Source organism: Dactylosporangium sp. CA-139066 (genome assembly GCF_050936175.1).
Taxonomy (GTDB): Bacteria; Actinomycetota; Actinomycetes; order Mycobacteriales; family Micromonosporaceae; genus Dactylosporangium.
Window position 1 is genome coordinate 341,144 of the sequence record NZ_JBNJNH010000001.1, and the last position, 23,331, is coordinate 364,474.

Here is a 23,331-nt window from a genome sequence, read left to right on the forward strand (position 1 = left end):
GGCCCGCCGGATCTCCCGGCGGGCCCCGTTTGCGGCAGGTTGCAGTGATCGGTTCTTCCGTGATCGGTTTTCCCGTGATCCGCTTTCAGTGATCGGCGCAGCAGGGCCGGTTGTTCGGCGGCTCGAACGGCACGAGCACGCCGCCGCGGCCGAACTGGGTGACGAGCGTCAGGACGCCGTCGCGCCAGATCGGGCGCACGTGGTCGCGCGTGTCGACGAGCATCTCCGGCACGGCCGCCATCCCGCCCAGGATCACGACCTGGTCGATCGCCGACCCGGCCACGATGGCCGCGACCGCGACCGTGCCCTTGAGCCGCTCGGCGCCCTCGAACAGCACCTGGCGGGCGCCCTCCGGGGGCCGGTCCGCCTCGGTGCCGACGACGACCTGGCCGCCCTCGAAATACGTGAACGCGGGGCGGCCGCCCTCCAGGATGTGGTGGTCGGCCGCCTGCACGTCGGGAAAGCCGGTCATTACCGCGCGTAGACGAAGATCGGGTTCGCGTAGAACCAGAGGTCCTTCCACGGGTCGGCGTCGCCGAGCACGTCGATCGCCGGGCCGGCCGGGTCGATCGCCGCGCCGAGGTAACCCGGGGCGGTGCGGTTGCCGTCGGTGCCGCGCAGGCGGACGTAGAACGGCTTGTCCACCGGGCCGAGGTCGTAGGTGAACGACACGGTGCCGGTCGACTTGTTGACCTCGAAGCTCTTGACGACCTTGGTGTTGGGCGCCTTGAGCGAGTCCTGGTCGGCGACCGGGCCGGTGATCTCGCCGCGGATGACGTCCACCCGGGACAGGACCGGCACGAAGTTCGCCCAGTTCGCCTTGTTGGCCAGGTTGATCTTGATGACCAGCTCGGCGTTCTGGCCGCGGCGCAGCACCAGCGAGTCGCCGAGGGTCACGCCGAACGGGTTGCCCTTGGCACGCACCTGCACGTCGAGGTCGCTGATCAGGCCGCCGTGGTCGACCCAGATCCGGCCGGCCCGCATGCCGTCCATGACCGCGGCGTAGCTGAAGTTGCGCGAGCCCACGTGGGTCCGGCTGTAGAAGCCGGGCCAGAAGTCGCCGGCGGTGGAGTTGTTCGGCTGGCCGTAGACCGGGTCGAAGTGGAAGCCGTTGGTGTTGAAGTCCGTGTCGCCGGGGCGCTTCGCCGTCTCCTCCCAGACGACGTGCGAGTCCGAGTTCGCGGTGATCCACCAGCTCTTGCCCTCGGCCAGGAGGCTGTCCCAGAGGCCGCCGACGGTCGCGGTCATCCAGTCGAAGCCGCCCCAGGTGCGGTAGCTCTCCAGCGGGTAGCCGGGGAACGACTTGGCGTTGGGGGCGTTCTCGTAGAAGCCGCGGCCGGCGCCGCCGCCGTTCGGCTTGGCGAAGCCCGCGGCCTGGTGGCCCGGCGCGCCCTCGAAGCCGATCGCGATCTTCGGGTTGGCGTCGCGCCAGCTCCGGATCTCGTGCGGCGAGTCGATGCCGTTGCGGGCCGGGTGGTTGGCCAGGAACAGCGCGTCGGCGACGCGCCGCTTGGCGACCTGGTCGGCCAGGAACTTCACGCCGGCGACCGCGAGGGCCTCGGTGACGAGGGTCGGGTCGACCGAGCCGACGACGCTGCCGTCGAAGGTGTTCTCGAACTCCTTCAGGACCGCGACCTCGTTGGCGCCCGGGTGCACGAACACGGTGCCGTGCTCGGCCGCCGGGATGTTCCACTCCAGACCCTGGAAGACCAGCATGTCCTTGTAGTCTTCGCGGGCCTGGCGGATCTGCGGGTTGACCTTCTCGACGCCGATCTTGGCGTGCTGGACGGTGCCGTGGTCGGTGATGACCATCCAGTCCAGGCCGTACGCCGAGGCGTGCTTGACGTGGTCGTCCGGCCGGTACATGCCGTCGGAGCTGTACTGCGTGTGGATGTGGTGGTCGCCGGCGAGCCACTTGTAGTTGTTGAGCGTCGGGCGGCCGTGACCGTGGCGGTCCCAGCCGTCGAAGTCGTGCTCGTGGTCGTCGCCCGCGTGCGCGACGCCGGCGTTGGCCAGCGCGCCGCCCGCGGCGGCGGCCGCGCCCAGCAGGCCCGCGCGGCGCAGGAACCCGCGACGGGACACGTCGCCGGGGGAGAGCTCGCTGTCGGGGATCGACGCGTCGAGCACCGCGGGGACGTCGCCGCCGGCCTGCGGCATGTCCTCGTGGTGATGGTGGTGGTGGCCGTGACCCATGAAGACTCCTTCTTGCACGTTGATGGTCCTCATGGGGGAATCTCGTCCTGGTGAACTAACAACAGGTAGCGATATCGCTATGCGCGCGCGAACTTCAGCGTGATCACCGCCGCCGCCAGGGCCACTCCAAAGATCACCACCAATGCGTCGGACCAGCCGAAACGGGTCTCGCGGGCGATCGTGCGGGGCCCCCGGTCGAAGCCGCGGGCCTCCATCGCGGTGGCCAGCCGGATGCCGCGGCGGATGGCGGCGACCAGGAGCCCGAAGAGGGTGGAGAAGAGCCCGCGGCGGGTACCGCGGGCCCGCCGGGCCAGCCGGATCAGCCGGTACTCGGCGGCCAGCAGCGGCGCCAGGCGCAGCGCGGCGAGCGCGCCGATCGCGAAGCGGGGCGACACCCGCAGGTGCGCGACCAGCGAGTCGGCGAGGTCGGTCGGGTCGATGGTGGCGAACACCACGAACCCGGGCAGCCCGATGGCGAGCAGCCGCAGCGCGTAGCCGACGGCGTTCTCGCGCACGTCGAGCCCGCCCAGCTGCCACACCACGGGCGAGTCGGTGGCCCCGAAGAGCACGGTGAAGGTCAGGATGCCGGCGGCGGAGGCGAGGATCGGCCAGCCGCGCCGCCACAGCGCGTCCGGCGCGACCCCGGTGAACGCCAGGGCCACGAGCAGCGCCCCGATGACGGTGAGCAGGGCGACCGGCTCGAGGGTGGTCACCACGGCGGCGGTGACGAGCAGCGCGGCGAGCAGCTTCGCGGTGGCGTCGCGCCGGCCCAGCCAGGTCGTCATCGGACCAGCTCCAGCCGCCGGTCGCCGATCGCCTCGACCAGCGGCCGGTCGTGGGTGACGAGCACCAGGGCGCGGCCCTCGTCGCGCAGGTCGGCCAGCAGCGTCACCAGCTCCCGCCAGGTGCGCAGGTCCTGCCCGAACGTCGGCTCGTCGAGGATGAGCACCCGCGGCGCCGCGGCCAGCGCGGTGGCGACGCTGAGCCGGCGCTGCTCGCCGCCGGACAGCGTGAACGGGTTGGCCAGGGCCAGCCGGTCGAGGCGGAGCCGGGCCAGCAGCTCGTCGACGACGGCCGGTGCCGCGCCGCCCAGCGCGAGCTCGGCGCGCACGGTGTCGGTGACGAACTGGTGCTCCGGGTTCTGGAACACCGAGCCGATCCGGGCGGCCAGCCGGCCCGCACCCCACCGGTGCGGCGGCCGGCGCGCGTCGCGCCCGGCCAGCTCCGCCGAGGCCACGACCCGGCCCCCGGCCGGCCGGGTGAGGCCGCCCAGCAGCAGGGCCAGCGTGGTCTTGCCGGCGCCGTTGGGGCCCTGGACGGCGAGCGCCTCGCCCGGGCGTACCGCCTCATTGAGCTCGGTGAAGGGCAGCCGCAGCGACTCGGCGGTGAGCAGCGGGTCGCCGGGTTTCGCCGTGGCCCGCCGGGCCGGCAGCGGCGCGCCGGGCGCCCACACGGCGTCGGCGTCCTCGCCTATCACGATCGTGCGGTCGACCAGCGGCAGCGCCTCGTCGACCCGATGCTCGACGAGCACCATGGTGGCGTCGAGGTCCGGCAGCGCCTTGGCGATCGCGGTGCGCACCAGCTGCGCGCCGTCCGGGTCGAGGTTGGCGGTCGGCTCGTCGAGCAGCAGCAGGCGCGGGCGCAGCGCGATGACGCCCGCGATGGCCAGCCGCTGCTGCTCGCCGCCGGACAGCGCAGCGGTGTCGCGGTCCCGGCCGTAGGGGAAGCCGACCGCCGCCAGCGCCGCGTCGACCGCCGGCCAGATCCGCTCGCGCGGCACGGCCCGGTTCTCCAGGCCGAACGCGACGTCGTCGCCGCTTCGGCGCATCACCAGCTGGGTCTGCGGGTCCTGGAAGACGATGCCGGTCTCGTGGCGGGCCTGCCGCGCCGGCACGCCGTCGACGAAAACCTCGCCCTCCTGCTCGCCGGAGTCCTCGGCGAGCAGGCCGGCGAGCGCGGCGAGCAGGGTCGACTTGCCCGCGCCGGAGGCACCGAGCAGCAGGACCCGCTCGCCGTGCTCGATACGCAGGTCCAGGTGGCGCACCGCCCACGCCTTGCGCCCGGCGTGGCGCCACCCGAACCCGCGGAACTCGACTGTGCTCAAGACTTTTTTCGACAGTGACTCGTTCGCGGCACCTTCTAGACCGCGACTCGTTCGCGGCCCGAGGGGAAGCGGTCCAGCACGCCGGTCCTCGACAGCGCGCGCTGCAGCGCCCAGCTGCCGGCCCCGGCGACGACCGCGCCGCTGAGCACGACGAGCCCGGCGTACGTCCACTTCTGCGCGACGGTGAACGTGGTGCCGTAGTACACGCTCAGGTCGAACAGCGACGCGCCCACGCCGGCCAGGCCGCCCGCGATGAGCGCGTTGCCCAGGCGGTAGCTGCGGTAGCCGGTCGCGGCGAAGCCGAACTCGCCGCCGATGCCCTGCACCAGGCCGGACACGACGACGCCGAGGCCCCACGCGGAGCCGAACAGCGCGGAGACGACCGCGGCGACGATCTCGGTGTAGAGGCCGGCGCCGGGCTTGCGGATGACCAGCGGGCCGAGCACGCCCGGGATCAGCCAGACACCGTAGATCACGGCCCGCCACGGCAGGGCGAAGCTGCCCTCCAGCGCGGTCCAGAGGTTGTTCCAGGCGTAGAAGACCGCCGCGAACGCCACGGCGATGACGGACGCCACCACGATGTCGACGGTGCGCCAACGGGTCTGCATTTTGTTCGATACCTCCTAGTTCGGGGGCCGCGGGCGCTGACGCAGTCCGCGAAGGAACCAGAAGGAGACGCGACGCCACGACCGCCCCGGGATATGGACGGACGTGACGGCTGGCGTGAGGTGACCGAGCTCCCTGCGCTGGCATTACCCAGATCAGGTTCGAGGGTCTGCGGCGCCGCCCGTGGCGGCCCCCGCACTCTCAGCGCTGTGCGCTCCCCTGTCGGATGTGAAGTTGTTTCCTGAAGGTAACAGTGAACGTTGTTGACTCGTAGTCTCGGGTCATGAAAATCACGGCGCGCGATCTGACGTTCGACGTCGTGGCGGGCGGTCCGGCCGACGGGTCGCCGGTCCTGCTGCTGCACGGCTTCCCGCAGCACAGCGGCGAGTGGGCGGCGGTCACCCCGCTGCTGCACGCCGCCGGCCTGCGCACCTACGCCCTCGACCAGCGGGGCACGTCGCCCGGCGCCCGCCCGGCCGAGGCCGACGCCTACCGGATCACCGAGTGCGCCCTGGACGCCGTGGCCGTCCTCGATGCCCTGGATCTCGCGTCGGTACACCTGGTGGGCCACGACTGGGGCGCGGTGGCCGCCTGGCACGTGGCGCTCCGGCACCCCTCACGGGTGCGCACGCTCACGGCGGTCTCGGTGCCGCACCCGCACGCGAGCGCCTATGCCTACGCCAACGATCCCGACCAGCGGGAGCGCTCCGCGTACATCAAGCTGTTCCGCCGGCCCGGGAAGGCGGAGTCGCTGCTGCTCGAGGACGATGCGCGGCGGCTGCGGGCGCTCTTCGACGGCGCCGGCGTCGATCCCGAGGTCTACGTGCGCCCGCTACTGGAGCCCGGGGCGCTGACGGCCGCGCTGAACTGGTACCGCGCGATGAGCCCCCTCGACCTCGTCGGGCTGGGGCCGGCGGAGGTGCCGACGACGTACGTCTGGAGCGACGGCGACCTGGCGATCGGCGCCACGGCCGCGCGGGCCTGTGCGGAGTATGTCACGGCGGACTACCGGTTCGTCCCGCTTGCGGGGGTCAGTCACTGGATCCCCGACCAGGCGCCGTCAGCACTTGCCGATGCCATCGTGGCACGCTGTGTGACTTCGGCATAGCGCGGCCTACTCGCGGGTAATAACCTGGTCGTCAGGCCCGTCTACCTGGGGGTGGCCATGGTTTCCACGTCGGTGCGCGCCGAACGGGAGGCGCGCAAGGTCATCGAGGAGAACCGCGAGATCGAGTGGAGGAAGCCCAGCTTCGGCAAGGAGCTCTTCCTCGGCCGGTTGCGCCTCGATCTCATCGACCCGCTGCCGGAGCTCGATCCGGCCGCCGAGGCCCGCGGCGCGGAGTTCCGCGCGAAGCTGGCCGCGTATCTGTCCGCCGAGGTCGACGGCCAGCAGATCGAGCGCGACGCCCGCATTCCGGACGAGGTGCTCACCTCGCTGGGTGAACTGGGCGCCTTCGGGATGAAGATCGACGAGAAGTACGGCGGCCTGGGCCTGACCAACCTGGACTACTGCCGGGCGCTGATGCTCACCGGCTCGGTCAGCCCGGCGATCGGCGCGCTGCTGTCGGCGCACCAGTCCATCGGCGTGCCCCAGCCGCTCAAGCTGGTCGGCACCGACGAGCAGAAGCAGCGCTTCCTGCCCCGCCTCGCCGCCGGCGAGGTGTCGGCGTTCCTGCTCACCGAGCCGGAGGTCGGCTCCTATCCGGCGAACCTGCGCACGTCCGCGGTACCGACGCCGGAGGGCGACTACCTGCTCAACGGCGTCAAGCTGTGGGCGACCAACGGCACCCTGGCCACACTGTTCGTGGTCATGGCGCTGGTCCCGAAGAGCGAGGGCCACCGCGGCGGCATCACGGCGTTCGTCGTCGAGGGCGACGCGCCCGGCGTCACGATCGAGCGCCGCAACGCGTTCATGGGCCTGCGCGGCCTGGAGAACAGCGTGACCCGCTTCCACGACGTGCGCGTGCCGGCGGCGAACGTGATCGGCGGCGAGGGCCAGGGCCTGCGCATCGCCCTGAGCACGCTCAACACGGGCCGGTTGTCGCTGCCCGCGATGTGCGTGGGCGCCGGCAAGTGGTGCCTGAGCGTGGCTCGTTCGTGGGCCGCGGAGCGCGTGCAGATGGGCCGCCCGATCGGCGCCTACGAGGCCATCGCGAAGAAGATCGCGTTCATCGCGGGCACGACGTACGGCATGGAGGCCATGCTCGAGATCTCCGCCCGCCTGGCGGACGACAACCGCAACGACATCCGCATCGAGGCCGCCCTGGTCAAGCTCTACGCCAGCGAGCTGGCCTGGAAGGTTGCGGACGAACTGGTACAAATCCGCGGCGGCCGCGGCTACGAGACCGCAGACTCGCTGGCCGCGCGCGGCGAGCGCCCGATCCCCGCCGAGCAGATCCTGCGCGACCTGCGGATCAACCGGATCTTCGAGGGCTCGACGGAGATCATGCACCTGGCGATCGCGCGCGAGGCGGTCGACGCGCACCTCTCGGTCGCCGGCGACATCATCGACCCGGAGGCCGGCCTGGCCCGCAAGGCCAAGGCCGCCGGCCGCGCGGGCGGCTTCTACGCGAAGTGGCTCCCAACTCTGGTCGCCGGCAAGGGCCAGCTCCCCGGCGGCTTCGGCGACTTCGGCCCGCTGGCCCACCACCTGCGCTACGTCGAGCGCGCGTCACGCCGCCTGGCCCGCGAGACGTTCTACGCCATGGCCCGGTGGCAGGGCAAGCTCGAGCACAAGCAGGGCTTCCTCGGGCGGATCGTGGACATCGCCGCCGAGCTCTTCGCGATGTCCGCGGCGTGCGTGAAGGCGCGCACGGAGCGGGCCGAGCGGCCGGAGGGCGTGGAGCTCGCCGACCTGTTCTGCCGGCAGGCGACGCTGCGGGCCGAGGCGCTCTTCCGCGAGCTGTGGGACAACGCCGACTCGGTCGAGGTGGCCGCGGCCAAGCGGGTCCTCCAGGGGAAGTATGGGTCGCTGGAAGAAGGGGTTGTGCCCGCGCCCGCGGAGGGGCCGTCCACGGCGCCTTGGGAGCCGGGGCCGTCCACTGCCACCGATGTCCGTCGCCGCGTCCAGTGACGGGGGTTGGTGCCGTGGGCGCGCTTCCTGTCTCTTGAGCACGCTAGCATTGCCGACCAAACTGGCCGGGACAAAACGGACGCGCCACTACTCGGCGTGACCGGCCCGTGACGCCCGGGCTCGCAAGGGTCCGGGCGTCAGCGTCGGTCCCGCCTCGGTGTCGGCGGCTGGCCCGTCTCGCGCGTCAAGCCTTAGGTGTCGGCGTCGAACCGGGCTCGCGGTCCGGGGTCAGCGTAGGTCCCGCCCCGGGCGTCGGGGTCCGGCCCGCCTCGCGCGCCAGTCTTTAGGTGTCGGCGTCGTGCCGGCCCCGCGGCTCGGGGCGTCGGCGTCCGACCTGTCTCGCGTGCCGGCCTCGGGCGTCGGCGTCCGACCTGTCTCGCGTGCCGGCCTCGGGCGTCGGCGTCCGACCTGTCTCGCGTGCCGGCCTCGGGCGTCGGGGTCCGAACCGCGTCGAGCCGGCCTCGCGGGCCGGGTGTCAGCGTAGGCCCAGGGAGCGGAGCTCCAGCCGCGCCAAGGCCTCCACCGCGTCCGGATCGCGGCGGCGCCACAGCGCGGCGATCTCCGGGTCCACGCGCAGCAGCCGCTTCAACGGCTGCGTGGCCAGGGCGCGCAACGCCAGCAGATCGCGGCCGGCCGTCACCGTGCGCAGCCGCGCGGCCGCCCCCGCACGCCGGATCCACCGGATGCGCAGCGGCAGCCACACCGCCACGACGAACAGCACCGGCACCACGACGATCACGATCGACAGGATCCACGCCAGGTCGTTCACGATGTCCTGCTGCTCGCGGCCGGCGTTCGCCAGCGAGCCGGCGGCGTTGGCGGCGTTGGTGAAGGGGGCGGCCACCGAGTCCGGTACGCCGGGAAGGCTCTTGATCTTGTCGCCGGCCGAGTTCAGGTTGGATGCCAGGCCGTTGCCGGCGCCCTCGAGCTTCTGGCCGGGGACCGCCAGCTTCTGGATCAGGTCGAACAGCGTCATGCCCAGCTTCACCCAGACATAGATCCAGACGATGATGAGCACGTCGGTGATGAACTGCCTGGTGGCGACGGGGGCGCGGTCGGCATAGAGCTTCATGAGTCCAGCGTGCGGCAACCCGGGCCGGGGCGCAGCGCACGCGCGAGTGGCTACTGCAGCAGCTGGTACACCGAGTCCGGCGCCTGTTCCACCTGGGACGAGTCCGGGCGGTCGACGGTGATCGGGGCGCCGAAGTCGGCGAAGCGGGCCGTCGACGTCGCGGCCGGCGCCGTGCCGACCGGCGGGGTGTGGATGACCAGCGACGTGACGTACCCCTGGGCGTTGACCGTCGCCTCGAACGGGACGCTCTTCAGGGCCTCGCTGGTGCCCGTCGAGCCGGCGATGATCGGGTTCCTGGTGCGGTCCAGGGTGCCGCTGTACGCGCCGGGGGCCGTCCTCGTCACCGAGACGATCTCGGCGTCGAGGGAGCCGAGGCCGGTCGGGTTGCCGCTGGCGTCCAGGCCGAGCTTGGACAGCGACTTCACCCTCGTCATGTCCACGTGGGCCCAGCGGTCGCCGCTGGTCACGCCGGTGACCTTCAGGTAGAGGTCGGAGCCGACGAGGATGGCGTCGATCGTGACGTCGCGGTCAGAGACGTTGAGGTCGGCGTGGTAGCCGGTCGCCTTCGCCTTCGGGTCGGCTCCGCCGCTGCCCTTCTGCGAGCCGAGGGTGCCCAGGTCGGCGTCGATGGAGTACGTCATCGTGACCTGGTTGGTCCGGGCCACCGCCTCCCGCAGCGCGACGGCCGGGTCGGCCGGGGCGCTCACGATCGCGGCGGCCGTCGGGGCCGGCGCCGGCTCCTTGGCGGACGAGCAGCCGGCCAGCGCCAGCACGGCCGCGATCGCGGCGGCCGCGAAGCGCTCAGCCCTCACGAACGTGGCTGACGGCGTCGGCGACAATGCGCGCAATGTGGTCATCGATCAGAGAATAGGCAATCTCGCGGCCGCGCCGGGCGCCGCGCACGACGCCGGCCCCGCGCAGGATGCGCAGGTGCTGCGAGACCAGCGGCTGGGCGACGCCGAGCGCGTCGACCAGCTCGTGCACGCAGCGGGAGCCGCCGGCCAGCTCGGTGACGATCCGGATGCGCAGCGGCGCGGACAGGGCCCGCAGCAGCTCGCCGGCGGCCTCGTAGCCGTCAGGCCCCGGCACGCGCCTCACCCGCGTCCAGGGACTCCGCCGGGGCGTCGGGCGGTGCTGCGGGGCGGGCGCGGGCGCCGCGCGCGGACCGCACGGCGGAGGCGCCGACGGTGACCGCGAAGAAGCCGGCGATCGCGAGCAGGACGACGGTGGCGCCCGGGCCGGTGTCGATCGCGGTGGACAGCCACACGCCGCCGCCGGAGACGACCAGGCCGAGGGCGACGGCGGCCAGCATCGTGGCCCGGAAGCCGCGGGTGATCTGCTGGGCGGTCGCCACCGGGACGACCATGAGCGCGCTGACGAGCAGCAGGCCGACGGCCCGCATGGCGACGGTGACCGTGACGGCGGCGGTGACGGCCAGGACCAGGTTGAGCGTGCGCACCGGCAGGCCGGACACCCGCGCATATTCCTCGTCGTGGCACACCGCAAAAAGCCAGGGCCGCAGCAGTACCGCCACCGCCAGCACGGCCGCGCCCAGGATCAGCATCACCGTGAGGTCCTGGCGGCTGGTCGTCAGCGGGGAGCCGAACAGGTAGGTCACCAGGCTGCGGCTGCTCTGCGCGTCGGAGAGGTTGACGAGCACCACGCCGCCGGAGATGCCGCCGTAGAACAGCATCGACAGGGCGATGTCGCCGGACGTGCGGCCCCGCTCGCGGACCAGCTCGATGATGACCGCGCCGGCCGCCGCGGCCAGCACCGCCATGATCACGGGGGAGCGGTGCAGCAGCAGGCCGAGGCCGACGCCGGTGAGCGCGACGTGGCCGAGGCCGTCGCCGATCAGCGACAGGCGGCGCTGGACCAGGTAGACGCCGATGGCGGGCGCGGACGCGCCGGTGATGAGCGCCCCGAGCAGCGCGCGGATCATGAAGTCGTACGAAAAAATGCTCATGCGGCCGCGGCGTGCGGGTGCACGTGGTCGTTGTCGGTCGCCGGCGGCTCGCCGTCGTGAACGATCTCGCCGCGGCTGACCACGACGGCCCGGGTGATGAGCGGGCGCAGCGGGCCGAGCTCGTGGGCGACGAAGACGACCGTGCCGCCCTGGCCGACGAAGCCCCGCAGGCACCCGGCGAACAGCTCCTGGCTGACCGCGTCGACGCCGGCCGTCGGCTCGTCGAGCACGAGCAGCTCCGGGGCGCCGGCCAGGGCGCGGGCGATGAGCACGCGCTGCTGCTGGCCGCCGGAGAGCACCGACACGGGCTCGCGGGAGCGCTCCGAAAGGCCGACGGCCGCGAGCGCCTCGGCCACCGCGCGCCGGTCGGCGCCGGAGGCGGGGCGCAGGAAGCCGCGCCGGGCCAGCCGGCCCTCGGCCACCACCTCGGCGACCGTGGCGGGCACGCCGCTGCCGGCCCCGACGCGCTGCGGCACGTAGCCGATGCGATGCCAGCCGCGGAAGCGCCGCAGCGGGGTGCCGAACAGCCGCACCTCGCCGCCGGTCAGCGGGGCGAGGCCCATGGAGGCCTTGACGAGGGTGGACTTGCCGGAGCCGTTGGCGCCGAGGATCGCGACGACCTCGCCGGCGTGCACCGAGAGCGAGACCCCGTCGAGCACGGGCCGCCCATCGTAGGCGACGACCGCCCGTTCGACCTGGAGAACCACCCTCCGAGCGTGCCCGATAATGGGAATCGTTGTCAACTTGCCTTGAACAGCGCCACGCCCAGCAGTAGGAGGAGGATGACCACGCGCACGGTTCGCAGCGGGGTGGGGGTGATGCCCCAGGTGCGGCTCAGCACCCAGCCCAGGGCGGCCGCCAGGACCACCAGTACCGCCGCGCCCACGATGCCGGGCAGCCAGAAGCCGGCGAACACGACCGCGGCGCCCAGCAGGAACACCGCCGTCCGGTTGAGCCGGGCCAGCCGGATGAGCACGCGCTCGGTCATGGGCAGGGGTCCTTCCGTATGCTCGACGGCATGCTCGTGATGACCAGGTTCGTCGTCGACGAGGGCGACGACGGATTCGCCGAGCGGGCGCACGCCGCGCTCGCCGCCCTCGCGGCCTGCCCAGGGTACCGGCGGGGGGCGCTCGGACGAGCGTACGACGACCCGGCGCACTGGAGCATCGTCACCGAGTGGGAGTCCGTCGGGGCCTACCGGCGCGCCCTGTCGAACTTCGACGTCAAGGTCCACGCCACCCCGCTGCTCGCCCAGGCGCTCGACGAGCCCTCGGCGTTCGAGGTGCTGGCCGAGAGTGCGCCGGGAGGGGCGCTCGTGGTCACCACGAGTGACCGCGCCTGACGTTGGATAGGCTGATCGCATGATGCCGCCTCAGGCCGGCCCCCACCCGCAGTTCCAGTCGCCGGACGAGGTTCCGCCGCCCCCGCGCGGCCCGGGCGTGCTCACGCCCTTCGCCGCGCCGCCGCGCGACCGCGACCTGCGCGGACTGTGGATCGGCCTGGGCGTGGGCGGCCTGGCGCTGGTGCTGTGCTGCATCGGCGGGGTGGTCGGCATCGCGTTCCTGCTGCCCTATGCCGACAACGTCGCCAAGTCCCAGATCGTGTCGGTCGTCGACGTGTACCTTGGGGCCGTGCGCGACGAGGACTTCGTCACGGCCCGGCGCCAGCTGTGCGACGCCGAGCAGCGCACGCACACCGTCGCCTGGTTCGAGGACCACTTCGCCGCCGCGCCGGTCACCGACTTCCGGGTCGACGCCGCCGACGTGCGGATCACCAACAACGACATCACCGTCGCCGCCCAGGTCCAGCAGAACGGCCGCTGGGTCGATGAGCGCTACGACATGGAGCAGGCCGGCAGCCGCTACGTGATCTGCGGCGGGATCGATTAGCCGCCCGGTGGGCGGGGGCCCGGCCGCCGCCCGTTAATCTGGTGCGGCTCGCCCGGCGTAACCGTACCGTCGATGGTGACGTTGACGGTTTGCCCGGATCGACCGTTAAGTCCCGACAGACCAAACACGACCAAGCCTGCCGACAGCCAGTCGAGTAGGCCGAGGAGGAACCATGGCCGCAGATCGCATCGATTCCGTCGTCAGCCTCGCGAAGCGCCGCGGCTTTGTCTTCCCGTCGAGCGAGATCTATGGGGGCACGCGCTCGGCCTGGGACTACGGCCCGCTGGGCGTCGAGCTCAAGGACAACGTCCGCCGCCAGTGGTGGCGCACGATGGTCCAGCAGCGTGACGACATCGTCGGCCTGGACTCCGCGGTCATCCTGGCCCGCGACGTGTGGGTCGCCTCCGGCCACGTCGAGGCGTTCGTCGACCCGCTGACCGAGTGCGCGTCGTGCCACAAGCGCTTCCGGGCCGACCACCTCGAGGAGGCGTGGGTCGAGAAGAACGGCACCGACAAGCCGTTCGTGCTGGGCGAGATCAGCTGCCCGAACTGCGGCAACAAGGGCACCTTCACCGAGCCGCGCATGTTCAACGGCCTCATGAAGACCTACCTCGGCGCCGTCGAGAACGACGAGGGCCTGCACTACCTGCGGCCCGAGACCGCCCAGGGCATCTTCGTCAACTTCAACAACGTCGCCCTGGCCGCGCGCAAGAAGCCGCCGTTCGGCATCGCGCAGGTCGGCAAGAGCTTCCGCAACGAGATCACCCCGGGCAACTTCATCTTCCGCACGCGCGAGTTCGAGCAGATGGAGATGGAGTTCTTCGTCGAGCCCGGCAGCGACGAGCAGTGGCACGAGTACTGGCTGCAGGAGCGCTGGAACTGGTACATCGACCTCGGCATCTCCACGGACAACCTGCGCTACTACGAGCACCCGAAGGAGAAGCTCTCCCACTACTCGAAGCGCACCGTCGACATCGAGTACCGCTTCCGCTTCGGCGGCCAGGAGTTCTCCGAGCTCGAGGGCATCGCCAACCGCACCGACTTCGACCTGACCACGCACTCCAAGCACTCCGGCGTCGACCTGTCGTACTTCGACCAGGAGAAGAAGGAGCGCTGGGTCCCCTTCGTCATCGAGCCGGCCGCCGGCCTGACCCGCGCGGTGCTCGCCTTCCTGCTCGAGGCGTACGACGAGGACGAGGCCCCCAACACCAGCGGCGGCGTCGACCGGCGCACCGTCATGCGGTTCGACAAGCGCCTGGCCCCGGTCAAGGCCGCGGTGCTGCCGCTGTCGCGCAACGCCGACCTGTCGCCGAAGGCCCGCGACCTCGCCGCCCAGCTGCGCAAGCGCTGGACGGTCGACTTCGACGACGCCCAGGGCATCGGCCGTCGCTACCGCCGCCAGGACGAGATCGGCACGCCGTTCTGCCTGACGGTGGACTTCGACACCCTCAACGACAACGCGGTGACCATCCGCGACCGCGACACGATGGCCCAGGATCGCGTCTCGCTCGACCAGGTCGAGTCGTACCTGATCGAGCGCCTCCCGGGCTGCTAGGTCTGCTGCATACCTGGGGTCTGCAGCAGACTTAGAAAGCGAAGCCGCCGGGCCGGTCGTTTCTGTCGGCGACCAGCCCGGCGAGCGTCGCCAGGGCGATCTCGGCGGGGGTCCGGGACCCGATGTTGAGCCCGATCGGGCGGTGCACCCGGGCGATGTCGGCCTCGGCCACTCCCAGCTCACGCAGCGCCGCCACGTGCGGCGCGGTGTGCCGCGGGCTGCCCATCACCCCGACCCAGCGGGCCGGCGAGGCCAGCGCGTCGCGCAGCGCCGCGCCGAGCTCCGGCCGGTCGTGGTCGCAGACGACCACGTCGGTGTCGGCGTCGACGGTCACGCCGGCGAGGTCCGGGTCGGCGAGGGCGACCCGGTAGCCCAGCGTGGCCGCGAAGTGCAGCAGCTGGGTGGCGACCGGCGAGTCGAAGACCGCGACCACCGCCCGGCCGTCCGGCGCGGCCTCGACGGCGCCGTGGGCCAGCGCGCACGCCTGGGAGTCGAACCCGGAAGAGGCAACCATGGCTTCACGCTCCGAAGTGTTCGTGGGCGCTTCATGTCGACCGTATCAATCCACGCGGTAGCCTCCAGTCCGTGACGCTCACCCATGAGGAAGCGCCGGCCCCGGCACCCGAGCGGCCGCGGCGCTGGCGGCCGGGCTCGGTCGAGGTGCTGGCCGTGCTGCTCGTGCTCGTGGTCCTGCTGCGCGGGCCGATCACCCGCTCGCTGGCCGCCCCGGCCCTGCAGACCTGGCTGACCGTGTTCGTCTCGGTGCTCACCCAGGCGATCCCGTTCCTCGTCTTCGGCGTCGTGCTCTCGGCGGTCATCGCCGTGTTCGTGCCGCCCTCGTTCTTCGCCAAGGCGCTGCCGAAGCACCCGGCCCTCGCCGTGCCGACGGCCAGCGTGGCCGGCGTGGTGCTGCCCGGCTGCGAGTGCGCGTCGGTGCCGGTGGCCGGGGCCCTGGTGCGCCGCGGGGTCACGCCGGCCGCCGCGTTCGCGTTCCTGCTCGCCTCGCCGGCCGTCAACCCGATCGTGCTCGTCTCCACCGCGGTCGCCTTCCCCGGCCAGCCGCGGATGGTGCTCGCCCGGGCCGTCGCCAGCCTCGTGGTCGCCTCCGTGATGGGCTGGCTGTGGCAGGCGTTCGGCAAGGGCAGCTGGCTGCGCATGCCGTCGCAGGCCCACCTGGACGGCATGACGAAATGGCCGGCGTTCTGGGCTTCGGTACGTCACGACGTCCTGCACGCCGGCGGCTTCCTCGTCGTCGGGGCCGCGTCCGCCGCCGTCATCGCCGTGGTGGTGCCCAAGAGCTGGCTGGAGAACGTGGCGGCCAACCACTTCCTGGCGATCGTCGTGCTCGGCCTGCTGGCGGTGCTGCTGTCGATCTGCTCGGAGGCCGACGCGTTCGTGGCCGCCTCGCTCACCCAGTTCTCCATGACCGCCCGGCTGGCGTTCCTGGTCGTCGGCCCGATGATCGACCTGAAGCTGTTCGCGATGCAGGCCGGCATCTTCGGCCGCCGCTTCGCGCTGCGCTTCGCCCCCGCCACCTTCGTCGTGGCGATCCTCGTCTCGACGCTGCTGGGACCCGTTCTGCTATGAGGAGGCCCGTGTGAACAAGCAGGCGCAGGCCGTCATCCTGCTGCTCGTGGGCGGGGCCGTGCTGCGGGCCAGCCTCACCGGGCAGTACCTCAACTACGTGAAGCCCGGTCTCCAGCCGTACCTCGTCGTCGCCGGCGCCATCCTCGTGCTGGCCGGGGCCTTCACGCTGTTCTACGAGATCCGGGGGAGGGCGGAGGAGCACGACGACGGGCACGGGCACGCGCACGGCGGCCCCAGGGTGGCCTGGCTGCTGCTCGCCCCGGTGCTCGGCCTGCTGCTGTTCGCCCCGCCGGCGCTGGGCTCCTACGCGGCCGGGCGCTCCGGCTCGGCGGTCACCGCGCGCTCGGAGTACGCGCCGCTGCCGGCCGGCGACCCGCTGCGCCTGACGATGCTCGACTACGCCTCCCGCGCCGTGTTCGACAAGGGCGTCTCGCTCGGCGACCGGCGGATCAAGCTCACCGGCTTCGCGATGCGCGGGCCGAACGGCTCCTGGCTGCTGGCCCGGATGATGGTCAGCTGCTGCGCGGCGGATGCCCGGCCGGTCAAGGTCGCGCTCGGCGGCGAGCTGCCCGCCGGCCTCGCCGACCAGCAGTGGCTCGACGTCACCGGCAAGTACAGCGGGCAGGAGCTGCAGGACGAGGTCAACGGCGAGGCCATCCCCTACCTGGAGGTGTCCGAGGTCACCTTGATCCCGGTGCCGCAAGAGCAGTACGAGTCATAAGGTGAGCGCTCCCGCCCTGCTGGTCCTCGTCCGCCACGCCGAGTCCGCCCGCAACATCGCCAAGAAGGGCAGCGTCTACTTCGCCGACGACGCGGCCCGCCAGGTCGTGCGGGGCGTGCCCGACCACCTCATCGAGCTCACCGCCGACGGGCACAAGCAGGCCCAGCAGACCGGCCACGGCATCCGCGAGCGCTTCGGCGCGTTCGACTACGTGTTCACCAGCGGCTACGCCCGCACCGAGCAGACCGCCGAGGGCATCCTGGAGGCCTACACCGCGGCCGAGCGGGCCGCGATGCGGGTCAAGACCGAGCTGTTCATCCGCGAGCGCGACCCGGGCTTCGCCTACGACATGACGACCGCCGAGGCCGAGGCGGCGTTCCCGTGGCTCAACGAGTACTGGCAGACGTTCGGCGGCTTCATGGCCCGCCCGCCCGGCGGCGAGAGCCTGGCCGACGTCACCGGCCGCGTGCACATGTTCCTCAACACCATCGCCCGCGACCACGCCGGCCAGAAGATCATGGTGGTCACCCACGGCGGCACGCTGCGCTGCTTCCGGTTCCTGCTGGAGGGGTGGAGCTACTCGCAGGCCCAGAGCTGGCCCGCCGGCGGCGCCCCGGCCAACTGCGGCGTCACCACCTACCGCGACGGCGGCGCGGGCGCCGGGCTCGAGCTGGAGGACTACAACCGGGTCTACTGGACCGTCGGCTCATCGACCGACGGGATCTGAACCTCCGCCCGGAGCGGGCCATCGTGGTGACCGTCACGCAGGCCCGCCAGAGCGTCAGCATGCACCCCGGCCGCGCCTGCCGGCGGGCATCGCGCACCCCCGGGTGCCGCGGCGGGCCGGGATCGGCCATGGCGTACTGTCGCGGCAGCAATCGATGAACGGGGAACGATGCACATCACGCTGACGGTCAGGCCGGACGGCGGCCGGACGCGAAGGTCGCTGCGGGCGCGGATGCGCGGCAGCCTGCGTGTGTGGAACCTCGTGGGCGGCGCGCTCGCGGTCGCCGGCCTCGGCGCCCTGCTGCTCGGCGTCCCGATCGGCGGCGGCGTCCTGCTCACGCCGGGCGTGGCCCTGCTCGTCGGGCCCTGGCTGCTGACCCGGGCTGCGGTGAACGCCCGGACCGGCGTGTTCGCCGAGACCGCCACCTACGAGCTCACCGACGACGAGATCCGGGTGCGGACCCCGAGCATGCGGGCCGGCTACGAGTGGACGTCGGTCGAGCGGGTCGAGGACAACGGCGAGTTCTGGATCGTGGTGACCGGCGGCACGGGCGTGCTGGTGGTGCCGTGGACGCTGCTGCCGGCGGCGGAGGCCGACACCGTCCGCGACTTCCTCACCGACCGCCGCCTGCTGGTGGCCGTCTGAGCGCGAGGGCGTAGAAGCGCTCCGCCCCGTCGTCGTACTCGCACAGCTCCCACCCCGACCCCGCGCACGTGGCGGCCAGCGGCCCCCGCGCGAGCGGCTCGTCCGGCCGCAGCACCCGCCCGCGCCGCGCCGCGAGCGCGGCCCGGCCCGACGGGTGGAACAGCACCAGCCGCCCGCCCGGCCGCGTGACCCGGGCCGGCTGCGTCATGCACCTATCAGGCCCCGCCGCGATTTCCTTGGGCAGATGCCAGCCCAATAGCCGATTTGTCCTTGCAAGTGCCGGGGATAGGCTTCCGACCATGACCACGTTCCGGATCGGCGAGGCGGCCGAACTGCTCGGGGTGAGCGCCGACACGCTGCGCCGCTGGGTCGACTCGGGCCGGCTGCCGGCCGGCCGGGACGACAACGGCCACCGCGTCATCGACGGGGTCGACCTCGCCGCGTTCGCGCGGGCGCAGGCCGCCGAGGCGGAGGAGGGCTCGGACGGCTCGTCCGCCCGCAACCTCCTGCGCGGCATCGTCACCGCCGTCGTCAAGGACACGGTGATGGCGAAGGTCGACATTCAGGCCGGGCCGTTCCGGATCGTGTCGCTGATGAGTCGCGAGGCCGCGGACGAGCTCGACCTGCGGGTCGGCTCGCTGGCGATCGCGGTGATCAAGTCGACCACCGTCGTGGTGGAGCGAGTCGACAAGGGGAGGAGTCACTCATGAGGCGCACCGCGATCGCGGCGCTCATGCTCATGATGGTCGGGCTGGCCGGCTGCGGCGACAACGCGACCGACACCGGCGGCACCGCGCCGGCCACCGGCGCGACGTCGGGCACCTCGACGGTGAAGGGCACCGTCACGGTGTTCGCGGCGGCGTCGCTGACCGAGTCGTTCAACCAGATCGCCAAGGACTTCCAGGCGGCCAACCCGGACGCGAAGGTCACGTTCAACTACGCCGGCAGCTCGGCGCTGGCGACCCAGATCAACCAGGGCGCGCCCGCCGACGTGTTCGCCTCGGCGGCGCCGGCCAACATGAAGACCGTGACCGACGCCGGCAACGGCGCGGGCACCCCGACCACGTTCGTCAAGAACCAGCTCGTCATCGCGGTGCCGAAGGGCAACCCCAAGGGCGTCAAGGGCCTGGCCGACCTGACCGGGCCGGGCGTCAAGGTGGCGCTGTGCGCCGAGCAGGTGCCGTGCGGCGCGGCGGCGAAGAAGGCGCTCGACGCGGCGAGCGTGAAGCTGACCCCGGTGACGCTGGAGCAGGACGTCAAGGCGGCCCTGCAGAAGGTGAAGCTGGGCGAGGTGGACGCGGCGCTGGTGTACCGCACCGACGCCAAGGCCTCCGTGGCGGACGTCGACGGCATCGAGTTCTCCGAGTCGGCCGGCGCGATCAACGAGTACCCGATCGTCGTGCTCAAGAACGCCCCCAACGCGGCCGGCGCGCAGGCGTTCGTCGCCTGGGTGCTGTCGGACCAGGGCCGACAGAGACTCGCCGATGCTGGCTTCCAGTCGCCGTAAAACTGTCCGGCGGGTACCGGTCGCCTTGCTGGTGCCTGCCGCGCTCGGCCTCGCCTTCCTGGTCCTGCCGCTGGTCGGCCTGCTGGTCCGCGCGCCCTGGTCGACGCTGCCGCAGCGGCTCACCCAGCCCGGCGTGCTGACCGCGCTGCGCCTGTCGCTGCAGAGCGCCACCCTGGCCACGCTGCTGTGCCTGGTCTTCGGGGTACCGCTGGCGTGGCTGCTGGCCCGGGTCGAGTTCCCGGGCCGGCGGGTGGTGCGCGCGCTGGTCACCGTGCCGCTGGTGCTGCCGCCCGTGGTCGGCGGCGTCGCGCTGCTGCTGGTCTTCGGCCGCCGCGGCCTGCTCGGGGCCTGGCTGGACCGCACGTTCGGCATCACGCTGCCGTTCACCACGACCGCGGTCGTGCTCGCCGAGGCGTTCGTGGCGATGCCGTTCCTCATCATCGCCGTCGAGGGCGCCCTGCGCGGCGCCGACAGCCGCTACGAGGAGGCCGCGGCCACCCTGGGCGCCGGGCGGTGGACGACGTTCACGCACGTGACGCTGCCGCTGGTGGCGCCCGGCATCGCGGCCGGCGGCGTGCTGTGCTGGGCGCGGGCGCTGGGCGAGTTCGGCGCCACCATCACGTTCGCCGGCAGCTTCCCGGGCCGGACGCGGACGATGCCGCTCGAGGTGTACCTCGCCCTCGAAACCGACCTGCAGGCCGCCATCGTGCTGAGTCTGATCCTGCTCGCGGTCTCGGTAGCGATCCTGGCCTCCCTACGCGACCAATGGGTTACCGCGTGAGCGGTCCGAAGATCGTGATACGGCGGGTCTTGCCCGACTGCGCGGATGTTGAACCGGAGCCTGCTGCGCCATGAGCGAGTTTCTGGACGCCCACATGGTCGTCGACCGCGGGAACTTCCGGCTGGACGCGCAGCTGCGCATCGCGGCGGGCGAGGTCGTGGCGCTGCTCGGGCCCAATGGCGCCGGGAAGACGACCGCGCTGCGGGCGCTCGCCGGGCTGGAGGCGCTCACCGGCGGGCACATCGCGCTCGACGGGCGCGACCTGGACCGGCCCGCCAACCGGCTCTGGATACCGCCGGAGACCCGGGCGATCGGCGTCGTCTTCCAGGACTACCTGCTGTTCCCGCACCTGACGGCGCTGGACAACGTGGCGTTCGGGCCGCGGCGGCACGGCCGCGACCGGCGGGCCGCCCGCATCGAGGCGCTGGCCTGGCTGGGCCGCGTCGGGCTGGAGGACTTCGCGCGCCGCAAACCCCGCCAGCTCTCCGGCGGGCAGGCGCAGCGGGTGGCGCTCGCCCGGGCTCTTGCCGTACAACCGCGGCTGTTGCTCCTGGACGAGCCCCTCGCCGCGCTCGACGCCGGCACGCGGGCCGACACCCGGGCCGAGCTGCAGCGGCACCTCGCCGACCACCCGGGCGCCACGCTGCTGGTGACCCACGACCCGCTCGACGCGCTCGTGCTCGCCGACCGGCTGGTGATCCTCGAGGCCGGCGCCGTGGTGCAGGAGGGCGGCGCGGCGGAGATCACCGCGCGGCCCCGCACCGAGTACGTGGCCCGGCTCGTCGGCCTCAACCTGTACCGGGGCCGCGCCGACGGCCACGCGGTCGACGTCGGCGGCGTGGCGCTCACGGCGGCCGACGCGCTGCGGGGCGACGCGTTCGTGGCGTTCCCGCCGTCCGCGGTCGCGCTGCACCCGGCCCGGCCCGACGGCAGCCCGCGCAACGCCTGGCCGGCCACCATCGCCGGCATCCAGCGCCACGGCGACAACCTGCGCATCCAGCTGGCCGGCGCGCTGCCGGTCGCGGCCGACGTGACGCCGGCCGCCGCGGCCCACCTGGAGCTCATGCCCGGCCGCGAGGTCTGGGTCGCGGTGAAGGCCGCCGAGACCCGTGCGTACCCGGCCTGACAGGATGGCGCCATGCGCACAGTGTTGATCATCGGGGTCGGGGCCGGCGATCCGGAGCAGGTCACCGTACAGGCGATCAACGCCATGAACGCCGTCGACGCGTTCTTCGTCCTCGACAAGGGCGAGGCGGCCGCCGAGCTGACCGACGCCCGCAAGGCGCTGTGCGCGCGGTACGCTACCGGCGACTACCGCACCGTCGTCATCCCCGACCCGCCCCGCGACCGGGCCGCCGCCGACTACGCCGGGGCCGTGCGCGACTGGCGCGACGAGCGGGCCCGGCTCCTCGCCGAGGCGGTCGAGCGGGAGCTGCCCGACGGCGGCGTCGGCGGCATCCTGGCGTGGGGCGACCCGGCGCTCTACGACGGCACCATCCGCGTCCTGGACACCATCCGCGAGGCCGGGCACGATGTCGCCTACGAGGTGATCCCGGGCATCAGCAGCGTGCAGATCCTCACCGCGCGGCACCGGGTCACGCTCAACCGCGTCGCCGGCCCGGTGCACATCACCACGGGCCGGCGCCTGGCCGCGGGCTGGCCGGCGGACAGCGACGACGTGGTCGTGATGCTCGACGCCGGTCTGGCCTGCCAGGTGTACCGCGACGAGCCCATCGACATCTACTGGGGCGCCTACCTCGGCACCCCGGACGAGCTGCTCGTCGCCGGCCGGCTGGGCGACGTGATCGACGAGATCGCCGAGGTGCGCGCGCGGGCCCGCGCCCGCAAGGGCTGGATCATGGATACATACCTATTGCGGCGGCACCCAGCACCCACGGCTCCGTCTGCCTGATGAAGTCGGCCGGGAACCCCGGCACGAAGCCCGTCGCCGCCTCGAGCTTCCCGGCCTGCTCGTCGGTCAGGCGCACGTCGAGGCACCCGAGGTTGTCGGCGAGCTGCTCCGCGTTGCGGGCCCCCAGGATCGGCAGGACACCGGCCCGCCGCCGCGTCCAGGCGAGCGCGACCTGGGCCGAGGTGGCGCCGAGCTCGTCCGCCACCGTCCGCACCGCGGCGGCGATCCCGCGGTCGCGCTCGCTGATCGAGCTCGGGTCGAGGCGCGATTTCTCGGACAGTTCGGATCTGTCATATTTGCCGGACAGGATCCCTCCGCCGAGGGGGCTCCAGGCCGTCACCGACATGCCGAACGACGCCGCCATCGGCAGCAGCTCGCGCTCGGCGTCGCGGTTGACGAGGCTGTAGGGCACCTGCAGGCCGGCGAACGGGGTCCAGCCGCGCCACTGCGCCAGCGTGTTGGCCCGGGACACCACCCAGGCCGGGGCGTCGGAGATGCCGACGTAGAGCACCTGGCCGGCCGACACCGCGTCGTCGAGGGCGCGCATCGTCTCCTCGACCGGGGTGTGCCGGTCCCAGATGTGCACCCAGTAGACGTCGATGTGGTCGGTGCGCAGCCGGCGCAGGCTCGTCTCCAGCGACCGGCGCAGGTTGCGGCGGTGGTTGCCGCCGCCGTTCGGGTCGGTGGCGTCGCGCGTCACCGTGTACTTCGTGGCGAGCACGAACCGGTCCCGCCGCTCGCCGAGCAGCTCGCCCAGGATCTCCTCGCTCGCCCCGCCGCGGTAGTTGATCGCGGTGTCGATCATGTTGCCGCCCGCGTCGGCGTAGGCGTCGAGGATCCGCCGGCACTCCTCGACCGGCGCGCCCACCCCGCCCTGCTCGCCGAAGGTCATCGCGCCGAGCACCAGCTCGGACACCCGCAGGCCGGTGTGCCCGAATGTCGTGTACCGCATCCCCATGCGTTCACCATACAACGTGTCTGGTCATGTTGTAT

28 protein-coding genes and 1 riboswitch are annotated in these 23,331 nt (G+C 72.6%); of the genes, 14 read left to right on the top strand and 14 right to left on the bottom strand.

Going from position 1 to position 23,331, the window contains the following annotated elements:
- Positions 1–85: 85 nt before the first annotated feature.
- The 5 genes from ACQEVU_RS01590 to ACQEVU_RS01610 form a co-directional block, all read right to left on the bottom strand.
- A complete protein-coding gene (locus ACQEVU_RS01590; RefSeq protein WP_433319375.1) occupies positions 86–472 on the bottom strand; it encodes a hypothetical protein in 387 nt (128 codons plus the stop codon).
- Positions 472–2,193, bottom strand: coding sequence for a PHP domain-containing protein (locus ACQEVU_RS01595; RefSeq protein WP_433319378.1), 1,722 nt, complete (start codon positions 2,191–2,193; stop codon positions 472–474). The genes ACQEVU_RS01590 and ACQEVU_RS01595 overlap by 1 nt, the downstream gene beginning before the upstream one ends.
- A 77-nt stretch (positions 2,194–2,270) precedes the next feature.
- Entirely contained in the window at positions 2,271–2,978 is a 708-nt protein-coding gene (locus ACQEVU_RS01600; RefSeq protein ID WP_433319381.1) for an energy-coupling factor transporter transmembrane component T family protein, read from the bottom strand.
- Entirely contained in the window at positions 2,975–4,297 is a 1,323-nt protein-coding gene (locus ACQEVU_RS01605) for an ABC transporter ATP-binding protein (RefSeq protein ID WP_433319384.1), read from the bottom strand. The genes ACQEVU_RS01600 and ACQEVU_RS01605 overlap by 4 nt, the downstream gene beginning before the upstream one ends.
- Before the next feature lie 35 nt (positions 4,298–4,332).
- Positions 4,333–4,905 carry an ECF transporter S component gene (locus tag ACQEVU_RS01610; RefSeq protein ID WP_433319387.1) on the bottom strand — a complete coding sequence of 191 codons (573 nt, stop codon included), beginning with the start codon at positions 4,903–4,905 and terminating at the stop codon, positions 4,333–4,335.
- A gap of 112 nt (positions 4,906–5,017) precedes the next feature.
- A riboswitch (TPP riboswitch) is annotated at positions 5,018–5,134 on the bottom strand.
- A gap of 52 nt (positions 5,135–5,186) precedes the next feature.
- On the opposite strand from ACQEVU_RS01610, the gene ACQEVU_RS01615 reads away from it, so the two are divergent.
- On the top strand, positions 5,187–6,011 hold the full coding sequence (locus tag ACQEVU_RS01615; RefSeq protein ID WP_433319390.1) for an alpha/beta fold hydrolase: 825 nt from the start codon (positions 5,187–5,189) through the stop codon (positions 6,009–6,011).
- A gap of 57 nt (positions 6,012–6,068) precedes the next feature.
- Positions 6,069–7,976, top strand: coding sequence for an acyl-CoA dehydrogenase family protein (locus tag ACQEVU_RS01620; RefSeq protein WP_433319393.1), 1,908 nt, complete (start codon positions 6,069–6,071; stop codon positions 7,974–7,976).
- A gap of 475 nt (positions 7,977–8,451) precedes the next feature.
- Here ACQEVU_RS01620 and ACQEVU_RS01625 read toward each other — a convergent pair whose 3' ends face one another.
- Genes ACQEVU_RS01625 through ACQEVU_RS01650 form a run of 6 tightly spaced genes read right to left on the bottom strand, consistent with a single transcriptional unit; the run spans position 8,452 to position 12,002 of the window.
- Positions 8,452–9,048: a hypothetical protein gene (locus ACQEVU_RS01625; protein ID WP_433319396.1), complete on the bottom strand. Its 597-nt coding sequence runs from the start codon at positions 9,046–9,048 to the stop codon at positions 8,452–8,454.
- 50 nt (positions 9,049–9,098) lie between these two features.
- Positions 9,099–9,905: a hypothetical protein gene (locus tag ACQEVU_RS01630; protein ID WP_433319398.1), complete on the bottom strand. Its 807-nt coding sequence runs from the start codon at positions 9,903–9,905 to the stop codon at positions 9,099–9,101.
- Positions 9,850–10,137, bottom strand: a complete 288-nt coding sequence (locus ACQEVU_RS01635; RefSeq protein ID WP_433319401.1) for an ArsR/SmtB family transcription factor — start codon at positions 10,135–10,137, stop codon at positions 9,850–9,852. The genes ACQEVU_RS01630 and ACQEVU_RS01635 overlap by 56 nt, the downstream gene beginning before the upstream one ends.
- Positions 10,124–11,014, bottom strand: coding sequence for a metal ABC transporter permease (locus ACQEVU_RS01640; protein ID WP_433319403.1), 891 nt, complete (start codon positions 11,012–11,014; stop codon positions 10,124–10,126). Before ACQEVU_RS01640 ends, ACQEVU_RS01635 begins: the two co-directional genes overlap by 14 nt.
- On the bottom strand, positions 11,011–11,721 hold the full coding sequence (locus ACQEVU_RS01645; RefSeq protein WP_433319406.1) for a metal ABC transporter ATP-binding protein: 711 nt from the start codon (positions 11,719–11,721) through the stop codon (positions 11,011–11,013). The genes ACQEVU_RS01640 and ACQEVU_RS01645 overlap by 4 nt, the downstream gene beginning before the upstream one ends.
- Positions 11,722–11,753: 32 nt before the next feature.
- Entirely contained in the window at positions 11,754–12,002 is a 249-nt protein-coding gene (locus ACQEVU_RS01650; RefSeq protein ID WP_433319409.1) for a hypothetical protein, read from the bottom strand.
- A gap of 30 nt (positions 12,003–12,032) precedes the next feature.
- On the opposite strand from ACQEVU_RS01650, the gene ACQEVU_RS01655 reads away from it, so the two are divergent.
- The 3 genes from ACQEVU_RS01655 (at position 12,033) to ACQEVU_RS01665 (ending at position 14,458) form a co-directional block, all read left to right on the top strand.
- The gene (locus ACQEVU_RS01655; protein WP_433319412.1) at positions 12,033–12,356 is read left to right on the top strand and encodes an antibiotic biosynthesis monooxygenase family protein; all 324 of its coding nucleotides are present in this window, start codon (positions 12,033–12,035) and stop codon (positions 12,354–12,356) included.
- Between the two features lie 19 nt (positions 12,357–12,375).
- A complete protein-coding gene (locus ACQEVU_RS01660) occupies positions 12,376–12,903 on the top strand; it encodes a hypothetical protein (protein ID WP_433319415.1) in 528 nt (175 codons plus the stop codon).
- A 172-nt stretch (positions 12,904–13,075) separates the two neighbouring features.
- Entirely contained in the window at positions 13,076–14,458 is a 1,383-nt protein-coding gene (locus ACQEVU_RS01665) for a glycine--tRNA ligase (protein WP_433319418.1), read from the top strand.
- A gap of 31 nt (positions 14,459–14,489) precedes the next feature.
- On the opposite strand, the gene ACQEVU_RS01670 is transcribed toward ACQEVU_RS01665, so the two are convergent.
- A complete protein-coding gene (locus tag ACQEVU_RS01670; protein WP_433319421.1) occupies positions 14,490–14,972 on the bottom strand; it encodes an XdhC family protein in 483 nt (160 codons plus the stop codon).
- Between the two features lie 71 nt (positions 14,973–15,043).
- On the opposite strand from ACQEVU_RS01670, the gene ACQEVU_RS01675 reads away from it, so the two are divergent.
- From ACQEVU_RS01675 to ACQEVU_RS01690, 4 genes are all read left to right on the top strand, one after another.
- The gene (locus tag ACQEVU_RS01675; protein ID WP_433319423.1) at positions 15,044–16,045 is read left to right on the top strand and encodes a permease; all 1,002 of its coding nucleotides are present in this window, start codon (positions 15,044–15,046) and stop codon (positions 16,043–16,045) included.
- Positions 16,046–16,055: 10 nt separating this feature from the next.
- The gene (locus ACQEVU_RS01680; protein ID WP_433319426.1) at positions 16,056–16,766 is read left to right on the top strand and encodes a TIGR03943 family putative permease subunit; all 711 of its coding nucleotides are present in this window, start codon (positions 16,056–16,058) and stop codon (positions 16,764–16,766) included.
- A gap of 1 nt (position 16,767) precedes the next feature.
- Positions 16,768–17,493, top strand: coding sequence for a histidine phosphatase family protein (locus ACQEVU_RS01685; RefSeq protein ID WP_433319429.1), 726 nt, complete (start codon positions 16,768–16,770; stop codon positions 17,491–17,493).
- 168 nt (positions 17,494–17,661) lie between these two features.
- Positions 17,662–18,138, top strand: a complete 477-nt coding sequence (locus ACQEVU_RS01690) for a YcxB family protein (RefSeq protein WP_433319432.1) — start codon at positions 17,662–17,664, stop codon at positions 18,136–18,138.
- Here ACQEVU_RS01690 and ACQEVU_RS01695 read toward each other — a convergent pair.
- Positions 18,107–18,346 (bottom strand): hypothetical protein, encoded by a 240-nt coding sequence (locus ACQEVU_RS01695; protein WP_433319435.1) that lies wholly within the window; start codon positions 18,344–18,346, stop codon positions 18,107–18,109. The two genes, ACQEVU_RS01690 and ACQEVU_RS01695, sit on opposite strands and share 32 nt — an antisense overlap.
- A 91-nt stretch (positions 18,347–18,437) precedes the next feature.
- On the opposite strand from ACQEVU_RS01695, the gene ACQEVU_RS01700 reads away from it, so the two are divergent.
- The 5 genes from ACQEVU_RS01700 (at position 18,438) to cobF (ending at position 22,338) form a co-directional block, all read left to right on the top strand.
- On the top strand, positions 18,438–18,848 hold the full coding sequence (locus ACQEVU_RS01700; protein ID WP_433319437.1) for a TOBE domain-containing protein: 411 nt from the start codon (positions 18,438–18,440) through the stop codon (positions 18,846–18,848).
- Entirely contained in the window at positions 18,845–19,645 is an 801-nt protein-coding gene (gene modA, locus ACQEVU_RS01705; RefSeq protein ID WP_433319440.1) for a molybdate ABC transporter substrate-binding protein, read from the top strand. The genes ACQEVU_RS01700 and modA overlap by 4 nt, the downstream gene beginning before the upstream one ends.
- Positions 19,623–20,426 carry an ABC transporter permease gene (locus ACQEVU_RS01710; RefSeq protein WP_433319443.1) on the top strand — a complete coding sequence of 268 codons (804 nt, stop codon included), beginning with the start codon at positions 19,623–19,625 and terminating at the stop codon, positions 20,424–20,426. The genes modA and ACQEVU_RS01710 overlap by 23 nt, the downstream gene beginning before the upstream one ends.
- Before the next feature lie 70 nt (positions 20,427–20,496).
- The gene (locus ACQEVU_RS01715; protein WP_433319446.1) at positions 20,497–21,552 is read left to right on the top strand and encodes an ABC transporter ATP-binding protein; all 1,056 of its coding nucleotides are present in this window, start codon (positions 20,497–20,499) and stop codon (positions 21,550–21,552) included.
- A gap of 12 nt (positions 21,553–21,564) precedes the next feature.
- Positions 21,565–22,338 carry a precorrin-6A synthase (deacetylating) gene (cobF, locus tag ACQEVU_RS01720; protein WP_433319449.1) on the top strand — a complete coding sequence of 258 codons (774 nt, stop codon included), beginning with the start codon at positions 21,565–21,567 and terminating at the stop codon, positions 22,336–22,338.
- On the opposite strand, the gene ACQEVU_RS01725 is transcribed toward cobF, so the two are convergent.
- Complete coding sequence (locus tag ACQEVU_RS01725) at positions 22,283–23,296, bottom strand: aldo/keto reductase (protein WP_433319452.1); 1,014 nt, start codon at positions 23,294–23,296, stop codon at positions 22,283–22,285. The two genes, cobF and ACQEVU_RS01725, sit on opposite strands and share 56 nt — an antisense overlap.
- Positions 23,297–23,331: the final 35 nt, after the last annotated feature.